Annotated in this window: 16 protein-coding genes; 11 read left to right on the top strand and 5 right to left on the bottom strand. The window is 47.9% G+C overall.

All coding sequences use genetic code 11. The annotated features are described in order from the left end of the window. Positions 1–47 precede the first annotated feature (47 nt). From OSH04_RS09485 to hpaI, 11 genes are all read left to right on the top strand, one after another. Positions 48–839, top strand: a complete 792-nt coding sequence (locus tag OSH04_RS09485) for an ABC transporter permease (protein ID WP_266108336.1) — start codon at positions 48–50, stop codon at positions 837–839. After that, positions 829–2085, top strand: a complete 1257-nt coding sequence (locus OSH04_RS09480; RefSeq protein ID WP_254002322.1) for an ABC transporter ATP-binding protein — start codon at positions 829–831, stop codon at positions 2083–2085. Before OSH04_RS09485 ends, OSH04_RS09480 begins: the two co-directional genes overlap by 11 nt. After that, positions 2085–4283 (top strand): methyltransferase domain-containing protein, encoded by a 2199-nt coding sequence (locus OSH04_RS09475; protein ID WP_266108334.1) that lies wholly within the window; start codon positions 2085–2087, stop codon positions 4281–4283. The genes OSH04_RS09480 and OSH04_RS09475 overlap by 1 nt, the downstream gene beginning before the upstream one ends. Before the next feature lie 39 nt (positions 4284–4322). Further along, positions 4323–5723: a glycosyltransferase family 39 protein gene (locus OSH04_RS09470; RefSeq protein WP_254002320.1), complete on the top strand. Its 1401-nt coding sequence runs from the start codon at positions 4323–4325 to the stop codon at positions 5721–5723. Continuing rightward, complete coding sequence (locus OSH04_RS09465) at positions 5716–6555, top strand: decaprenyl-phosphate phosphoribosyltransferase (RefSeq protein ID WP_266108333.1); 840 nt, start codon at positions 5716–5718, stop codon at positions 6553–6555. Before OSH04_RS09470 ends, OSH04_RS09465 begins: the two co-directional genes overlap by 8 nt. Before the next feature lie 2 nt (positions 6556–6557). Further along, positions 6558–6959, top strand: a complete 402-nt coding sequence (locus OSH04_RS09460) for a divergent PAP2 family protein (RefSeq protein ID WP_254002318.1) — start codon at positions 6558–6560, stop codon at positions 6957–6959. A gap of 1 nt (position 6960) precedes the next feature. Further along, positions 6961–7329 (top strand): DMT family transporter, encoded by a 369-nt coding sequence (locus tag OSH04_RS09455; RefSeq protein ID WP_266108332.1) that lies wholly within the window; start codon positions 6961–6963, stop codon positions 7327–7329. A gap of 177 nt (positions 7330–7506) precedes the next feature. Beyond that, positions 7507–8520 (top strand): ABC transporter substrate-binding protein, encoded by a 1014-nt coding sequence (locus OSH04_RS09450; protein WP_009458579.1) that lies wholly within the window; start codon positions 7507–7509, stop codon positions 8518–8520. Next, positions 8520–9347 carry an ABC transporter permease gene (locus OSH04_RS09445; protein WP_238441731.1) on the top strand — a complete coding sequence of 276 codons (828 nt, stop codon included), beginning with the start codon at positions 8520–8522 and terminating at the stop codon, positions 9345–9347. The genes OSH04_RS09450 and OSH04_RS09445 overlap by 1 nt, the downstream gene beginning before the upstream one ends. Beyond that, on the top strand, positions 9323–10066 hold the full coding sequence (locus OSH04_RS09440) for an ABC transporter ATP-binding protein (RefSeq protein WP_226791389.1): 744 nt from the start codon (positions 9323–9325) through the stop codon (positions 10064–10066). Before OSH04_RS09445 ends, OSH04_RS09440 begins: the two co-directional genes overlap by 25 nt. Positions 10067–10247: 181 nt before the next feature. Next, the gene (gene hpaI / locus OSH04_RS09435; protein ID WP_266108331.1) at positions 10248–11054 is read left to right on the top strand and encodes a 4-hydroxy-2-oxoheptanedioate aldolase; all 807 of its coding nucleotides are present in this window, start codon (positions 10248–10250) and stop codon (positions 11052–11054) included. Between the two features lie 120 nt (positions 11055–11174). Here hpaI and OSH04_RS09430 read toward each other — a convergent pair whose 3' ends face one another. The 5 genes from OSH04_RS09430 to rimO all read right to left on the bottom strand — a co-directional run bounded on the left by OSH04_RS09430 (position 11175) and on the right by rimO (position 16963). Beyond that, on the bottom strand, positions 11175–12062 hold the full coding sequence (locus OSH04_RS09430; RefSeq protein ID WP_086060995.1) for a LysR family transcriptional regulator: 888 nt from the start codon (positions 12060–12062) through the stop codon (positions 11175–11177). Between the two features lie 299 nt (positions 12063–12361). Next, positions 12362–13123 (bottom strand): maleate cis-trans isomerase family protein, encoded by a 762-nt coding sequence (locus OSH04_RS09425; protein ID WP_009458584.1) that lies wholly within the window; start codon positions 13121–13123, stop codon positions 12362–12364. A 240-nt stretch (positions 13124–13363) separates the two neighbouring features. Then, positions 13364–13888, bottom strand: a complete 525-nt coding sequence (locus tag OSH04_RS09420) for a gamma carbonic anhydrase family protein (protein ID WP_266108329.1) — start codon at positions 13886–13888, stop codon at positions 13364–13366. A 16-nt stretch (positions 13889–13904) separates the two neighbouring features. Beyond that, entirely contained in the window at positions 13905–15578 is a 1674-nt protein-coding gene (locus OSH04_RS09415; RefSeq protein WP_266108328.1) for a sulfatase-like hydrolase/transferase, read from the bottom strand. A 65-nt stretch (positions 15579–15643) separates the two neighbouring features. Further along, entirely contained in the window at positions 15644–16963 is a 1320-nt protein-coding gene (rimO, locus tag OSH04_RS09410) for a 30S ribosomal protein S12 methylthiotransferase RimO (protein ID WP_109089175.1), read from the bottom strand. Positions 16964–17128 lie beyond the last annotated feature (165 nt).

Below are 17128 nucleotides of genomic sequence, written 5' to 3'. Positions count from 1 at the left end.
AAGACGGTTTTTAAGAAACTAATCAGTAATATTTGATTTTTAAATATATGATAATTTCCGATTTGATTGAAAATCGATATCTAATAAGAATATTGATATATAGAGATATTCAAACAAAATATAAAGGATCTGTACTTGGGCTTCTTTGGTCCTTGTTGGTTCCTATGGTGTTGTTGGTCGTTTATACATTTGTTTTTAGCGTTATTTTTCAAGCGCGCTGGGGGCATTCTGACGGTGGGAAATTAGAGTTTGCGCTAATACTTTTTTCCGGATTAATCGTTTTTAATTTTTTCTCGGAATGTATCAATCGTGCGCCTACTGTAGTTCTCAGCAATGTAAATTATGTCAAAAAAGTCGTTTTTCCTGTTGAGGTTTTAGGTGTTGTTACTGTTGGTGCCGCCCTTTTTAATTTTTTTATTAGCTTTCTAGTCTGGGTTTTGGTTTATTCTGTTTTTTATGGATTGCCAAAATGGACGATTGTTCTTATGCCAGTTTACTTGATCCCTTTGTGCTTTTTTGTTCTTGGATGCGTTTGGTTTCTTTCGGCGCTTGGTGTGTATCTGAGGGATATTAATCAGTTTGTTGGGATATTAACAACCGTTATGATGTTTTTATCCCCTATATTTTATCCTGTTGAGGCTCTTCCTGCTGATTTTAGGAATTTTATTTATATAAATCCTTTGGCTTATTTTATAGAGGCTTTTAGGGATATCGTTTATTGGGGTAGGGTTCCTGGAGTTTTATTTATTCTCCTCTCTTTTATTTTTTCTTCCTTATTTGCATTTTTTTCATTTATTTTCTTTAAAAAAATGAAAAAGGGTTTTGCGGATGTGCTCTGATCTTATTGTAGTGGAAGGCGTTTCCAAGATATATAAAATATATGAAAAACCTTCCGACAGGTTAAGGCAGTATTTTAGTAAGAATAAAAAATACTACAGAGAATTTATTGCTCTGCATAAGATGAATTTGACAGTTCGCCGCGGGGAAACCTTTGGTATTGTGGGCAGGAATGGGAGCGGAAAGTCTACGTTGCTGCAAATGATCTGCGGAACTGTAATGCCGACAACAGGGCATATTCAAGTCCGTGGGCGTATCGCGGCACTTCTGGAATTAGGGGCTGGTTTTAACCCTGAATTTACAGGGCGAGAGAATATATTTCTTAATGCCGCTATATTGGGCTATCCAAAAAATAAGATAGAGAAAAAAATAGATGAGATTATCCAGTTTTCTGAGCTAGAAGGGTTTATAGATCAGCCAGTTAAAACTTATTCTAGTGGGATGTATGCGCGGTTGGCATTTTCAGTTGCTATTCACGTTGAACCAGAAATACTCATTGTGGATGAAGCTCTTGCTGTGGGGGACGCGCGGTTTGTAGCCAAGTGTATGCGCCGTATCAATGATATTAAAGAGTCAGGTGCTACTATCATTTTCGTAAGTCATGATATCTCTAGTATTCGGACTCTATGCGACCGTGTATTGTGGTTGGACCGTGGAAAAGAAATCGATGTAGGTGACGTGTTTCCAATCACAAGCCGATATATGGAGTATATGTTCAAAGATAGTGACGGATTACAGGTCAGTTCAGATCAATCGTCGACTGAGCCAGTGCAAGTAGACCTTATAGAGTCGTTGGACACCAGGCCTTCCTCGCATTGGGGTTCTCATACCGGGACTATCAAATACGCTGCTGTGCAGGATATACAGGGAAATAAAGCAGATCTTATTACTTGGGGCATGTATATAAAAATATCAATAAGATACAAGTTGAACGAGGAAATATCGAACGATAACTTAACGATCGCTTTTTCTATAAAAGATTTGAAGGGTAATGATATTGTAGTAGCAGTTTCTAAGCAGGTTGTTGAGGATAGCCGGAAATATTCTGAACGTCGTGTTGATTTTTCTTTAAAGAACTACCTTTCGCCAGGTAAATATTTATTGGTCGCCACTGTAGAGAAGAGGAATGGTAGCGATGTTCATTACTACGAATATTATGAAGGTGCGCATTATTTTGTAAGTGTCAGTGATGAAACGATGTTCGGTATTTTTTGTCCTGATGTAGAAGTTAATTCTGTGAGCTTGTAATGAACAGCGATATTAATACGAAAAAATACTGGGAAAATAGATTTGCCACAGATTGGGAGGATAACTTGGGGCCCGAGCAGTCGAGGTTTTTTGCAACAGTAGCTATGGATAATTTGCCGTCCTGGCTTATACAGGTAATACGCTCAGACGAATTAACTGTTGCAGACTGGGGATGTGCCCAAGGCGATGGCTTGAATGTACTAACAAATTTTTTTAATCCAAAAAAATTGACAGGTATTGATTTTTCTAGTGAATCTATCGCCACAGCAAAAACTAAATACCCAGAATTAGAATTTCTAGATCAAGATTGGTTAGATAGTCGAGATTTGATTAATATTAAATCTTATGATTTTATTTTCTCGTCTAATACTTTAGAGCATTTTCATAATCCTTTTGAGGTTTTAAACCGTATTTCTGAAAAAGCTGAATTGGGTTTGATTCTTGCTCTTCCTTATAGAGAGTTTAATAGAATTGATGAGCATTTTTTTACTTTTACGGATAAAAATGTTCCTGTAACGATTAATGGGTTCGATCTGGTTTGGTCAAAGGTAGTCGATTGCAGTATTTTGCCATCTAGTATGTGGGATGGTGATCAGATTGTTTTGGTTTATGCCAGAAAAAAATGGTTTGACCAAATGAATTTGACCTTGGGGAATATTCATATAGAGTCAGGCTATGAAATTGATTCTCTATCTCGAGATAGTGTTTTACTCAAGCATATGGAAAACGAGTTTTCTCGTGTTTTAAAGGATTCTCTGGAGCAGGTTGCAGAGAGTTTGAAGCAGCTTAGTATCTCAAAGGCCGAACTGCTGGAGCAGACAACAAAAAATCAGCGTTTGCAGGAGCATAATGTAGAGCTACAGAATGTGATGCGGCAGAAAGACGAGGCGGTTAACGCCATTAGGTTGTCAACTTCTTGGAAACTGACCCGCCCTTTGCGAGTGCTCGCTCGTCTTATTCGGAACCCTTTTGGGTTCTGGAGTGATGCTCGTAACTATGTAGCGTGGAAACGTCTTCAGAGTCAAAATACCGGACCTGTCTCTCTCGGTGGGCTGGCGGCGATAACATCCGTGCCTGGAGCAACTGATTTAAGTTGGGATCAGTTTGAGGCGAACGTCCTCGTACATAGAGATAAATATAAAGGCGTTTTTGTACAATCGGTAGCTATTGACTGGGCTGTCCCGTTATTTCAACGACCTCAACATATTGCTTCGGCGATGGGACGGTCTGGTTATCTGGTTATCTATGAGACGCGCAGCCTAGATCAGGATAATTTGCGGGGTGTGCGTTATATGGGAGACAACGTATGGTTGGTAAACGCTCCTGAATCAGCAAATTTAAAAGGTGTGCTGCGATCAATCTATAGCACAGCCTATGCTGTGGTGCCTGAGTATGGTCCTCACCTACTTGAGGGAAATGCTGTGATTTATGAGTATATTGATCATATAGATCCAGCTATATCTGGTAATACAGTTGATAGTTTGTTGAAGCTTAAAAACTATGCATTTTCTGGTGATGCAGATTATATCGTTGCCTCATCTAAGGCTCTGGTAGAGGAGTCTATAGCTGCAGTTGGAAAGGATAAGGTTCTATTCGTGGCCAACGGTGTTGACTGTCAGCATTATCGGCAGGATTGGACACATATTGCTTTGCCTGATAAATATACGAATTTTTTAAAACGCTATAAACGTATTGTGGGCTATTTTGGTGCCTTGGCTCCTTGGTTGTGGTATGAGGTTCTAGAAGAGCTTTCAGTTCGCATGCCAGAGTGTGGCTTTGTCTATTTAGGCCCGGATTATTTTGGTGGAAGTGAGAGGCTGCCAAAAGCAGATAATGTTATTTGGCTAGGGCCAATTAATTATTCTATCCTGCCTGCGTATTCACAACACTTTGATGTGGCAATTATTCCTTTCGAGCCAGGCGAGATAGCACGTACAACATCTCCTCTAAAGCTATTCGAATACTTTGCAATGGAGGTTCCGGTGGTTGTGACCTCAGCAATGGATGAGTGCACTATTTACCCAGAGGTTTTTTCAGCCAGCTCCGCTGATGAGTATGTCGAGAGAATCCGGCAGGCTTTTGATGTAAAAGATGATCAAGCTTATCAAGCTAGGTTACGCCAGATGGCAGATGAAAATGATTGGATGGCGAGAATAAAGACACTGACTCCCTTGTTCCCCACAGGAAGCAGATCTTAAGCGAGCTGATTTTTATTTTAATAATATGCGGTGGAATACATGGTCAGGTCTTTCTTTAATCTAAGCTCTGGTTTTAATTTTTTTCGACTTGTTTTTTTGCCGTTTTTTCTGTATCTGATATTTTATTTTTCTCGAACTCTTCATCTGACAAGCGATTATTATTTTTCTTTTTTTTCTATTGTTTCTGTTTTTCTGGTGGGTTTTTTTTTAGCGCGAAATTTCTTTAATGTTTCGCCTGTTTTGTTGTTTTTTGTTGTTTTTTTTTCTTATGTTACATGGGCTTCTAGCGTTCAAACTATTCCGGAAAGTGACTATTTAATTTATTACAATGATGCTGTCAGGTTTTTAAACGGAAATTTTTTTCATGTGTGGACAAGCTCTAAGTATCCGTCGAGCTCTATTGTTTATGCATTCGGGATGAAGTTGCTGGGTGTCAGTTATCTGTCTGCTTCCATAACGGCAGCGGCGTGTTGGGCGTTGCAGGCAGTTGTAGTTAGAGCGATTATGTTGGAGCTTGGGCAAAGCGGAAAAATATCCACTTTTACAGCTTTTTTGTATGCTCTTTTCCCTGCTGTTTTTGTTTATACGGCGGTAGTTTCAAGTGAAGCAACTTATCTTCTTTATTTGTTTATTTCTATTTTTTCGTTTCTTCGTTTTATAAAAACAAAAAACTTATTGTTTTTGGTCACTAGTGCTTTTTTTATTGGTTTTGCATATTACTCTAGGCCAACCTCAGTTTTTTTAATTTTTCCTTTTCTTTTGGGCGTGGTTCTATATTCCGATAAGGCTATTAAGTCTGTTGTTTGCTTTTTAGTCCCTTTGTTGTTGGTCTTCTCTTCTCACGCGCTTTTGAATAGCGCATACCAAGGGTTTTTTAGTGTCAACTCGAATCATGGTATGGGTGGGTATGTTCTATTGTTTGGGACTAATAAGAATCATAACGGGCTATATAACACTGATGATGTTGAGTTTGTACAGGAATTGCGGACTTCGTTAGGGGACGAGGGTAAGGTTGGTGCGGCAATAAAGGAAGAGATTTACTCCCGGATTTTTGATGATTTTCCGGGATTTTCGAAATTTGCATATAAGCAGAAAATTAAGACTTTATGGGTTCCTTCGGGCGGGGTTTTCTTTTGGGCTAATAATAATCCAGAGCATAAGGTCAGCCAGGAATATGCCTCTTTGTCTGAGAGAATCAATTCTCATTTATATTATATTCTTCTTATTTTGTTTTTTGTTTCTTTATTGGTCTATTTTTTCAAAAAAAGAAATGAAAATAATATAAGAGAGTTTTTATATTTTTCTGCTTGTGCTTACGTTTTTCAGATGATTGCCTTTTATTTTGTTTTTGAGGTTCAGTCTAGATATGCTTTGTCTATAATGCCGTTTATGTTATTTGCTGTCTCAGCCATTTCATTGAGCTGGAGTTCGGATGAATAGTTTATCTCTCCTGCGTCTTATGCGGCCAAAGCAATGGGTTAAAAATTTTTTTGTTTTTGCCCCTTTGGTTTTTTCCGGCATGATGCTGTCCTCTGATTCAATAATAAAGTCATTATTGGCTTTTTTATTTTTTTCCTTTGCTGCTTCCTCTGTTTATATTGTTAATGATATTGGTGATGTAGAGAAAGATCGCTTGCATCCCAAAAAACGTTTTCGCCCTTTGGCAAGTGGGGAGGTATCTGTAGCTCAGTCTATTGTTTTGTTGCTGTTTTGTTATGTCGTTGTTGTATTTTCTTTGCTTCTGAATTATCAGGTTTTTTTTATACTTTCCTTTTATATCGTTGTTAATCTTGCTTATACTAAGTGTCTAAAACATATTCCTGTTATTGATATTTTTACCGTTGCATTGGGATTTGTTCTTAGGGTGTATGCTGGCGCGCTGGCGATACAAGTGCCTGTTTCTAATTGGATGCTGATTACAGTGTTATCTCTATCGCTTTATTTGGCCGCTGTAAAGAGAGAGCAGGAGCTTAGGAATTCTGGCAGTACGACCAGGGAGGCACTAAGTAAGTATTCAAGTGATTTGGTGCGAAAATATGTAGAAACAGCAGCTACTTGTACTATTGTTTTTTACAGCATGTTTGTTCTTGAGTCCAAGCCTGATTTGGTTTTAACTGTACCAATTATTCTATTTGGTATTTTTAGGTATTGGTATATTGTCGACTCTTCTGACCTGGGGGAGTCACCAACTGATGCTGTTATAAATGATAAACCAATTTTAATGATTGTCATTTCTTGGCTTTCTGTGGTTGTTTATCAGCTTTATTTTTAATTATGACCTACGCATATATATTAACTCCATTCTTGGCATGGCTGGTTGCAGGGGTTTTAAAGTTTCTTGTAAACAGTTTTCGAGCTGGGCGCCTTGCCTTTGATTTGATTGGCTATGGTGGTATGCCGAGCAATCACAGCTCTATTGTTAGCAGTATGGCTGCTCTTGTTTATTTAAAGGAAGGGCTCTCAAGTCCGGTTCTTGGTGTTTCAATAGCCTTGTTGTTTATTGTTTTGCTTGATGCTAATAGTCTGCGCAAGCAGATTGAGAAACATGCAATAGCTTTGAATAAAATCAGGGATTTCAACCTTAGAGAGAGAATTGGTCACAGCAAGACAGAGATTTTGGCTGGCTGCCTGGTTGGTGGGGGAGTGGCTTGTGCAGTACACCTTTTAGGAATATAGAATGGGCGTTGCTCAGATTGGTTTGGTTTTATCCGCCGTTTTATTGAATACTTTCGCACAGTTGCTTTTGAAGGCTGGGACCAACTCTCTTCAGGTTTTGTTTCTGCCTGAAAAAGGGGTCTTTTATTCTATTTTCCGAGCCATGTTTAACCCCTTCATAACTGGAGGATTGGTTTTATATGTTCTTAGCTTTGGGGTATGGGTTGTTGTGCTCTCCAAGTTGGAGGTTGGTGTTGCCTATCCATTATTGTCGTTAGGATATTTAGTCGGCTTGATATTAGCTTGGCTGTTTTTTGGTGAACTTCTTACTTTTAATAAGCTAGTGGGCGTGTTGTTCCTGATGGTCGGTACCTACTTTATCACTCGCTAGTAAAAAGTGTTGACCATGTATTAGAGTGATAGGGGAGCTGTCTGTCGGTATGAGTACAGTCGTGTACTCACAGCACTCTAAAGAATCCAGTTTTTATTTCTTTTTGTTATAAGCAAATAAAGATGCGTCTCCCCAACAGGTTTAAGCTTCAGTTTTCGCCTGTTTCACGAGATCGTTATGTTTTCCCGTTATTTAGCCCCTGGCCTTCTTGCTCTATCCGTCTCCTTCTCCGCACAGGCTGCCGAGCAAGCGCTGGAGATCGGCTATTTGCCTATCATGCCTGCCGCTCAATTGTTCGTGGGCTTAGGGTCTGGCGACTTATTGCCAGAGGGACAAGCGGAACCCAAGCTGGTTCAGTTTCAAAGCGGTCCAGCGCTGACCCAGGCCTTGATCGCCGGGCAGCTGGATGTTGCCTATGTGGGTATTGGCCCCGCTTTGGTGGCCAAGGCTAAAGAGGCCGACGTTAAAGTTGTCGCCTCCAATATTGTGGAACAGGTCAGTGTGGTCGCTATTGGTGATCTGGCTGCTTATCTGGATGCCGACCAGCCTGACTTCGCAGCGGCTGTCGCCAAGTTCACCCAAGAGAAGGGTCACAAGCCCAAAGTTGCCAGCTACCCCAAAGGCGCTGTGCCAGAGGCTGCCTTGCAGTACTGGCTGCGCAATATGCTGAAAGTAGACCCGAATGTGGTCGAGGTGATCTACCAGGGCGAGGCCCAGATTCAACAGGCCTTGAGCAATCACGCTGTTGATGCCGCCGCCATTCTGGAACCTACGGTTAGCCAAATTCTGCAGCGCCAGCCCGATGCCAAGATTGTGGCTCACGGTGGGGAGTTGTTCCCCAATGAGCCCGGCTCGGTACTGCTGGTGCGTGAAGGCTTGATCAAATCCAATCCTGATCTGGTTCAGCATTTGGTGAATGCTCACCTGCGTGCCACTGCCATGTTGCGCGACGAGCCAGCCAAGGCAACGCCTTATGTGCAGAAGTATGTAGGCGGTGGTCGCTTACCTAAAGAGATTGTGCAAGCCGCTATCGAGCGCTCGCGTGATCAGTTCCAGCCTGATCCTCACAAGATTATTGATGGCACGGTTCAGCTGCAGGATTTCCAGGTTTCTTTAGGCACGCTGGCGACCAAGCTGGATGATGTCCAAAGCCTGTTTGACGTTCGCTTTTATGAAAAGGCAGCACCGTAATGAGCGTTGCGAAACAAGCAAGTTTGCCCGCCGCAGCACCCGCAACTGCGGGTGCCCTGGTTGATGCCTTGTGGCGTCGCGGTCTGGAGCGGATTGTTTACGGCGTAGCCGGTCTTGCCTTGTTTATCCTGGTGTGGCGCCTGGCTTATGTCTATGGCTGGGCTCCGCGAGGTACGCTGCCTGATCCATTGAGCTTGCCCTCGGCTTTGTTCCAGGAGATTGAAGCCGGTCGTCTTTGGCCGGCTGCTCAGTCCAGTCTGGTGCATTATTTCTGGGGCTTGGGCATCGGCACTTTCCTGGGTATTGCTTTTGGTCTGGCGGCGGCAACGATCCATCGCTTTGATTTACTGCAAGCTTACTTGGTTCGCTTGCTGCGTCCTATCCCGCCCTTGGCGTGGGTGGTGTTTGCCATTGCCTGGTTCAAGGTCAGCCACACTGGTGCAGCCTTTGTGATTGCAATCGGTGTGTTCTGGCTGAATTACTTTGCCACTTACAGTGCGGTGCGTTCGGTCGATCCCCGCTATTACGAATTGGCTGCGGCTTTCGGGCATAACTCCTATTTCGCTCGCGCCTGGACGGTAGTGTTGCCAGCGATCAGCCCTGGCTTGTTGAGTGGTGTGCGTGCCGGTATTGGTCAAGCCTGGATGACGTTGATTGCGGCCGAGTTGCTGGGTGTGCCTGGTATGGGTCAGGAAATGAATGCCGCGGCGGGTGTGGGTGCTTACGATGCGGTGGTGGTCTATATGTTGATCATCTCGGTGGTCTACACCTTGTGCGATATGCTTTTTCTGGCTTTCAACAAATGGGTACTTCAGTGGCAGCCTTGATTCAGTTCCAGGGGTTTGGTTTTCAGTACCCCGGTGCGCCTGCACCTGTGATCCGCGATGTGAATCTGGAAGTTCAGGCAGGGCATTTTGTGGCGATTGTAGGTGGTTCGGGTGTGGGCAAGAGCACCTTGTTGCGTGCGGCAGCCGGTTTGAGCCAGCCTAGCTTCGGACATCTGCGTTCCAACCTGCAAGATAGTCCTGGCCGTCGTGCCAATGCCTTCGTGTTTCAGGACAGTCGTCTGTTGCCTTGGCGACGTATTGCTTCCAACGTGGCTTATGGTCTGGAAGGTCTGGGTCTGTCGCGTGAAGAGCGTGATCAGCGTGTGGATGCCGCCTTGAATCAGGTGGGTTTGGCGCATCTGAAAGACCGCTGGCCGCATCAACTGTCGGGTGGTCAGGTGCAGCGTGTTGGCATTGCCCGTGCCTTGGCTGTGCAGCCGGATTTGTTGTTGATGGATGAACCTTTTTCTGCCGTGGATGCCTTGACTCGTCAGGCCTTGCAGGATGAGCTGGTTCAAGTGTGGCAGCGTAGTTCAGCAGCAGTTCTGTTTGTGACGCACGACATTGACGAAGCGGTCTTTTTGGCCGATACCATTATCGTTCTGGGTGGCAGCCCGGCTGGTGTCAGCGCCCGGATAGAGGTAGACCTGCCACGTCCGCGAGATCGCACTACACCCCGCTTTGGGGAGTTGGTGAAAGAGGTTGGTCAGGCCTTGTAATTACGTCTGCCATTGCATCAAGAACAACGGCCCATTGAGTGGGCCGTTTCTGTTGCCTACTCTTGTCTGCTGGTTCTGCATGGGTATGCTCAGAGACAAAACAATCAGGCCCTGTGCTCACTTCTGCCTTGTGCGCTTTACACTGCTTGTTTGACGCCTAAGCACATGACAAGGAGAGGACATGAAGCACCCGGTAAATGCATTCAAGCAGGCTTTGCGGCAGGGCAAGTCCCAGATTGGTTTGTGGCATGGCTTGGCCAGCCCGTATGTGGCGGACCTCTGTGCAGGCCTGGGCTATGACTGGATCTTGCTGGATGGCGAGCATGTTCCCAATACGGTACAGACTTTGTTGGCGCAGTTGCAGGCCGTATCGGCCCATCCTATTGCGCCGATTGTGCGTCCCAGCTGGAATGACCCTGTGCAGATCAAGCTGCTGCTGGATATGGGGGCTCAGAACCTTTTAATTCCCATGGTGCAAAACGCGGAGCAGGCCAAAGCGGCTGTTGCCGCGACACGGTATCCTCCGCATGGCATTCGAGGGGTTGGGGCAGCCTTGGCGCGTGCTGCTCGCTGGGGGGCGACCACGGACTATGTGGCGCGAGCCAATCAGGAAATGTGCGTGATTTGTCAGGTGGAAACGCGTGAGGCGCTGGAGAACCTGGACGAGATTCTGGCGGTGGAGGGCGTGGACGGTATTTTCATCGGCCCGGCGGATTTGGCGGCCAGTATGGGGTATTTGACCGAACCCGGGCATCCAGACGTTTTGTCAGCGATTGAGGACGCGATCGTGCGTATCAGCAAGGCGGGTAAGGCTCCCGGAATCTTGCAGGCCAATGTCGAGGCAGCGCATCACTATTTGTCCTTGGGGGCCTTGTTTGTGGCCGTAGGCGTGGACGCGGTTTTGTTGCGGCAGGCGGCAACGACTTTGTTGGGTCAATTCAAGGACGAGGTCGAGGTGCCAGTTGCTCAGCCCGGCGCCGCTTACTAAAGCTTGTTAGATCGCCAGACGTCTTGCGGATAGCTGCTCCGCCTCAGTTATGTTGTAAAGGCCGGGCCTGCTTATTAGACGATATGACCTTGGCCGTAGCACCGGCTAAGGTCGGCTTTCTTAAGCGCCGCTCTCGAGCAGGAAGCTCAGCAAGCTTTCGGCGCTCGGTTGCAGGTCACTGCGGCGGCGCACACCGATCAGAATTTCTCGCTGGCTCCATTCTTCGTCCAGCTCAATCACACGGGTATTGGGGATCTGATAAATGCTGGCGCTCTTGCGCGGCAAGATGCCTATACCCATGCCTGCATTAATCAGCAAACACATGGCGTCGTAGCCCGACACTTCGGTGCGGATGCGCACCGAGCGGTTGGCTTCCATGGCGATTTTGGTGATCTGGTAATGCAGCTGCGTGCCGGTCAGCAGCGTGATCTGCTCATGCTCAAGTGTTTGCTCGAAACGGATTTTTTCATGCTGAGCCAAGGGGTGATTGATAGGCACCAGCACGACCAGCTTGTCACTGCGAAATGGGTAAGCTTCGATATCGGCTGCGTAAGGCAGGCGGGTAAAGACACCCAGGTCGGCTTTGCCCTCTGCCAGAGCCCGAATAATATCCAGGCTGGTTTGTTCTTCCAGTTGCAGGGGAATAGCGGGGTGCAGACGTCCAAATTCGCCCAGAGGCTCGGCCAGAAACTGGGAGATAGCCGATGTATTGGCCAGGATATGTACCAGCCCTTGCTGGCCTTGCGAAAACGCTTGAAGGCGTGTCTCGATCTCTTGCGCACTGTTGAGCAAGGCACGTGAGCGGTACAGCAGCTCCAGGCCCGCCGCAGTTGGGCTGACACCTTTGTTCGTACGCAGCAGCAAGGTGGTGTTCAGAGACTGTTCCAGATCTGCAATCCGGCGGCTGACCGCGGCGGCAGCAATATGCTCACGCTCTGCCGCTTGGCTGATCGTGCCTTCTTCCAGGATGCGGACAAACAGTTTGAGGGTTAGAAGGTCCAGTTTCATGCAGGCATCATATCGCTTTTTTTTGATTATCTGCATCTGGGCTGACGTGGCAGCGGAGAGAGTCATCGCTCCAAGCTATAGGGCTATTTCGCGTCGCGTCTACGTCATATGTCCATACGGATGTAGTAGCAGAGGCTGTTATCAGCCTGTATCGAGGGCGAACGGCCAGCCATGGCTTGGCGTTTGTTTATGAGCGGCCACAACTGCGGTTTTTACGGCACACATTGAGGACGTCTAAGCATAAAAAAAGCCCCGCCGACTGTATGTCGGCAGGGCTTTGTACCGCTAAGCCTGTTCGATCAGGCTTGTGGCTTGGCACCCGACAGGATGTGGCCAGCGTTAGGCACGCGGGTTTCCAGACCCAGGGTCTTGAGCATTTGGTACACGGTGCAAACAGCGGCGGACAGAACGGGCTTGCCGATCTGGTCTTGAGCGCGCTGGATAGCAGGCAGGGAAGGCATCTGCACGCAAGCGGACAGAATAACTGCGTCCACGCCGTCGTGGTTCAGGCGTTTGACGTGCTCCAGCAGGTTCTCTGGGTTCAACAGGCCCACTTCCAGGTTGTCCGACACTTCCAGGCTGATGGAGTCTTGAACTTCGATGCCTTCAGCTTCGATGTAGTCAGCCACGCGCTTGGTCAGCGGTTTCATGTAAGGGGTGATGATGGAGACTTTCTTGTAGCCGAATTCTTTCAGCGTATCGACCAGGGCACCGGCCGAGCTCAGCACAGGAATTTCCACGCCGTTGTCTTTTACGGTGTTTTGCAGACGCTCTTGCGAGACGCGGTGGTAGCCGTCGCCTTGGGCCATGATGGCGACCAGGCAAGCGTAGGCCATCACGCTCATGCGGGCGTCGCTCAGCTCAACAGCGCAGCGATCGCTGGCGATGTCCATGGCTTTCAGCTCTTCGGGATTCACGTGCATCATGCGCATGCGCGAGGAGTGGAATGTGAAGCGCTCTTCAGGAAACTCGGCGTAACGAGCCTGCAACATGGCAGGAATCTCGGTTTCCATGGTGGTGTTGGAGCTGGGGACGATCTGACCGATGCGGTAGGTTTTCATAGGGATCTGTCTCTGAAGGTGGTTTTTAGATTGACGCCTTCATTCTAGGACCCGTTTTCTTCCTTGCAAATCAATCATCTGTCAACGTGCCATCGCCAACGGCGATGGCAGGAGGGGTAGGGACCAGGGCAGTCCGGATTGACAGCGTCGTGTGGCCACGAACGTTTTCCGAAGGTTTTTCAAGCGACGGCAGACTGCATGGTGTATGACGAAGAGGAACCCGGTATACGCCTGTTTTTCTTAGCCTATGCGTTTCAAAGCCGTTTTATAGTGGCCACCGCGTTCGGCGTAAACACTGGCGTTTTGGCGTAGCTTGGCAATGTCTTCATCGCTCAGGGTACGCACGGCTTTGGCAGGCGATCCGATGATCAGGCTGCGCTCTGGGAAGACTTTGCCTTCCGTGACCAGTGCTCCAGCACCAACCAGGCTATCGCGACCGATGACGGCACCGTTCAGCACGACCGCCTGGATGCCGATCAACGCGCCTTCACCGATGGTACAGCCGTGCAGCATGGCCTGGTGGCCGATGGTGACATGGTCGCCAATATCCAGCGGGTAGCCTGGATCGGTGTGCAGTACTGCGCCTTCTTGCACGTTGGAGCCTACACCCACGGTAATGGTTTCGTTGTCGCCACGGATAACGGCACCGGGCCAGACACTGCTTTTCTCTTTCAAAACGACCTTGCCAATCAAGGTCGCCTCTGCGGCAACAAAGCTGCTGTCGTCGATCTGGGGGGAGTGATTGTCGAGTTGATAAATAGGCATGAGGATTATTTTCAGATCAGGGTTGGAAAAGGGAGGCAGAGTACAACCAGCTTGGATAGGACTCGCTAAGTTGGGTATAGGACAATGTGGTGTTTTTTGAGCAAAGCGAGTGGTGCTGAGAGTACTGGAACGAAGGGAGTGCCGTTCCTACTGTTGCATCGTTGATAATTTGGGTGAGGCAGAAAAATGGTTGCTGATTCAAGCGATCCGTTAAATCTTGGTTGCGATAGTAGATATAGCCAGGGACGTCGCCTAGGACCTCTTTGGGAGCAGAGGGGGCGAACATGTAGTCGTTGGCAGTTTGCCCTGTTCGGATAAAAAAATCGTCCGGAAATACATTTGCCTGATGGAAAAAACGAGTCAAAGCTGGCTTATGGTCACCGACCAGAAGAATTAAAGTATCCGGGTGGCGTTCGATAAGCTTGCTGGCGAAATCGGCTGTTTCCTGCAGGCTTTGTGTCAATCTTTCACCGTAAACGTGCTCCCCGTCGTCCCCTTCATGAGATTCATATCCCCCATGGGTATAAAGGGTCGTCATAAATTGAAAATGTGACCCATTTTTATTTTGAAAATCTTCTACTGCGGCATCAAATAGAATGTAGTCTCTGGCTAAAGTTGGACCCTCGTAGTTCATATCCTCAATGGAAATGAACTGTTGGAACCCCAGCTTTGGATTAATAATATGACGATTCCAGAAGTTGCGAGAGAAGTTGTGGAGCGAGGTGGTTGTGTAGCCAGCTAGCTGAAGGTTACGAGGCCAGGCCCATGCTTTGGATGATAGTAGCTGGGTGTATTCCTGGTAAATCACACCATTTAGAGCCCCATTGGCAGGAAGGCCTGTTAAGAGCTCAAAGGCGGAATTGACAGTGCCTCCACCATAAACAGGGGAAATCGCCCGGAAAGGTTGAAAACCTATATCTGTTAACGGTGTAAAGGCTGATTTGAAGTGTTGCTCGTCGTGCCAACAGGCCTCACATAGGATGAGGATGATGTTTGCAGGCTGTTCAACCGTTTTTATTTCCGAGGATGTTAAGAGGTCAAACTCAGTTCGCTCTTGGGCTGAGGGAGGCGAAGGTATACGGCGTTGACTGGTTTGAATAAGGTGGGTTAGCAAACCATTTTTACGAATATTGAGTGGCCAGTCCCACATGTAGTATTGAACATCTTGGCGAATGAGCTCAAAGCGCGCGACACGACTGACATGATTGTCGATTTTGTCCAGGTAAGGGTGCAAGGAAATAATGCTAAACAAGGTCCCCAGCAGAATCCCGCTTTTTTTTAGGCGTGTACTTGGGTCGATGCGAGCTAAAACGAAAATCACGCCAACAGCCAGCAGGACATAGAGAACATGGTGGTAGCTGATGTAGTGAGGAATAATTGACCAATTGTCGGTCTGGGAAAGGTCCGTCCATGAAAGCGGCGCAGTTGTCAGAGCTTGTTTTGTATTGCTGACTTTCGTGAGTAGAAATGTGGCGCCGGCCGTGAGTGTGCCAGCTGCTACGCTTGGCAGTAAAACCCTCGCAAAGAAATAGAGCGCAAAAAGAGGGGCCATAGAGAGGGCCACGGCTAGCCAGCGGTGTTTCTCCATGTAATCTAGAAGTAGAAAATCCAGATGGTTTTGCAAAAGGTAGTACTGGAAATATCCCAGCGCGGTAACAACAGCCAGCTCGATGAGTCTTGTTCTTGTCATGTCGTAAGCGAATAGCCCGGCTCGAGGGCCGGGCTATTGTCAAATGAACGTAGGGACGTTCGAGCTTAGCTTGTTTCTCCAAACAAGTCATATTCACTGGAATCCGTAATGCGCACACGCACCATCTGGCCGGGTTCCAGTTTTTGTTCGCTGGTGATGAAGACGTTGCCGTCAATTTCCGGGGCGTCGGCGCTGGAGCGGCCAACGGCATCACCGTCTTCGTCGATCTCATCAATCAGCACGTCCATTTCGCGGCCCACTTTGGCAGCCAGGCGAGCGGTGGAGATGGCTTGCTGATGTTCCATGAAGCGTTCCCAGCGCTCTTGCTTGACTTCGTCAGGGACGATGCCGTCGAGTTTGTTGGCGGGGGCGCCTTCAACAGGCGAATACTGGAAGCAGCCAACGCGATCCAGTTGGGCTTCGGTCATCCAGTCCAGCAGGTATTGGAAGTCTTCCTCGGTCTCGCCGGGGAAGCCCACGATGAAGGTGGAGCGGATGGTCAGATCCGGGCAGTCCTGACGCCATTGCTTGATGCGAGACAGGGTGCGGTCTTCAAACGCAGGGCGTTTCATGGAACGCAGCACCGAAGGGCTGGCGTGCTGGAAGGGAATATCCAGGTACGGCAGCACTTTGCCTTCAGCCATCAGCGGGATGATGTTGTCCACGTGTGGGTAGGGGTAGACGTAATGCAGGCGCACCCAGGCACCCAGTTCCGACAGGGCGGCGCTCAAGTCCAGCATGCTGCTCTTGACGGGGCGGCCATTCCAGAAGCCGGTGCGTTGACGGATGTCTACGCCATAGGCGCTGGTGTCCTGCGAGATCACCAGCAGCTCTTTGACACCTGCCTTGACCAGACGCTCGGCTTCGCCCAGCACGTCGCCGACAGGGCGGCTGACGAGTTTGCCGCGCATGGACGGGATAATACAGAAGCTGCAGCTGTGGTTACAGCCTTCGGAAATCTTCAGATAAGCGTAGTGACGCGGGGTCAGCTTGATGCCCTGTGGCGGTACCAGATCAATATAGGGATTGTGATCCAGCGAAGGCGGTGCGGCTTCACGCACGGCGCGCAGTACCTGCTCGTATTGCTGGGGGCCGCTGACGGACAGCACCGAGGGGTGCACGTCGCGAATCAGGCCTTCGTCCACACCCATACAGCCGGTGACAATGACGCGGCCGTTCTCAGCCAGTGCCTCGCCGATCGCTTCCAGCGATTCAGCCTTGGCGCTGTCGATAAAGCCACAGGTATTGACCACCACTACATCCGCATTGTCGTAGCTGGGGGTGATCTGGTAGCCGTCGGTACGCAGCTGGGTAAGAATTCGTTCGGAATCGACCAGGGCCTTGGGACAACCCAGGCTCACGAATCCGACTTTGGGGGCGCTCATAGAGGGTCCTTCTGGAGCTTGAGGGCTCGAAATTGGGAAATAGGCTTGATTTTACCGTCCCATGCCCGGATGCGTGCGGATCTTGTGCGTTTGAGCCCGGTTTATGCGGCAAATAGTGCTACAGTCGCAGTCATATTTTTCTTTTCTAGCGGTTGTTCTGTGTCC

The sequence above is a fragment of the Alcaligenes nematophilus genome (genome assembly GCF_026344155.1).
Taxonomy (GTDB): domain Bacteria; phylum Pseudomonadota; class Gammaproteobacteria; order Burkholderiales; family Burkholderiaceae_B; genus Alcaligenes; species Alcaligenes phenolicus.
The sequence above is the reverse complement of the archived record's forward strand: the minus strand, read 5'-3'. Positions and strand labels throughout refer to the sequence as shown.

Excerpts from the sequence above, each read along its gene's own strand:
- OSH04_RS09475 (WP_266108334.1), top strand. The coding sequence starts at position 2,085 with ATGAACAGCGATATTAATACGAAAAAATACTGGGAAAATAGATTTGCC.
- OSH04_RS09430 (WP_086060995.1), bottom strand. The coding sequence starts at position 12,062 with ATGAAACTGGACCTTCTAACCCTCAAACTGTTTGTCCGCATCCTGGAA.
- OSH04_RS09450 (WP_009458579.1), top strand. The coding sequence starts at position 7,507 with ATGTTTTCCCGTTATTTAGCCCCTGGCCTTCTTGCTCTATCCGTCTCC.
- OSH04_RS09480 (WP_254002322.1), top strand. The coding sequence starts at position 829 with ATGTGCTCTGATCTTATTGTAGTGGAAGGCGTTTCCAAGATATATAAA.
- OSH04_RS09445 (WP_238441731.1), top strand. The coding sequence starts at position 8,520 with ATGAGCGTTGCGAAACAAGCAAGTTTGCCCGCCGCAGCACCCGCAACT.
- OSH04_RS09425 (WP_009458584.1), bottom strand. The coding sequence starts at position 13,123 with ATGAAAACCTACCGCATCGGTCAGATCGTCCCCAGCTCCAACACCACC.
- hpaI (WP_266108331.1), top strand. The coding sequence starts at position 10,248 with ATGAAGCACCCGGTAAATGCATTCAAGCAGGCTTTGCGGCAGGGCAAG.
- OSH04_RS09485 (WP_266108336.1), top strand. The coding sequence starts at position 48 with ATGATAATTTCCGATTTGATTGAAAATCGATATCTAATAAGAATATTG.
- OSH04_RS09420 (WP_266108329.1), bottom strand. The coding sequence starts at position 13,888 with ATGCCTATTTATCAACTCGACAATCACTCCCCCCAGATCGACGACAGC.
- rimO (WP_109089175.1), bottom strand. The coding sequence starts at position 16,963 with ATGAGCGCCCCCAAAGTCGGATTCGTGAGCCTGGGTTGTCCCAAGGCC.
- OSH04_RS09415 (WP_266108328.1), bottom strand. The coding sequence starts at position 15,578 with ATGACAAGAACAAGACTCATCGAGCTGGCTGTTGTTACCGCGCTGGGA.
- OSH04_RS09465 (WP_266108333.1), top strand. The coding sequence starts at position 5,716 with ATGAATAGTTTATCTCTCCTGCGTCTTATGCGGCCAAAGCAATGGGTT.
- OSH04_RS09460 (WP_254002318.1), top strand. The coding sequence starts at position 6,558 with ATGACCTACGCATATATATTAACTCCATTCTTGGCATGGCTGGTTGCA.
- OSH04_RS09440 (WP_226791389.1), top strand. The coding sequence starts at position 9,323 with ATGGGTACTTCAGTGGCAGCCTTGATTCAGTTCCAGGGGTTTGGTTTT.
- OSH04_RS09470 (WP_254002320.1), top strand. The coding sequence starts at position 4,323 with ATGGTCAGGTCTTTCTTTAATCTAAGCTCTGGTTTTAATTTTTTTCGA.
- OSH04_RS09455 (WP_266108332.1), top strand. The coding sequence starts at position 6,961 with ATGGGCGTTGCTCAGATTGGTTTGGTTTTATCCGCCGTTTTATTGAAT.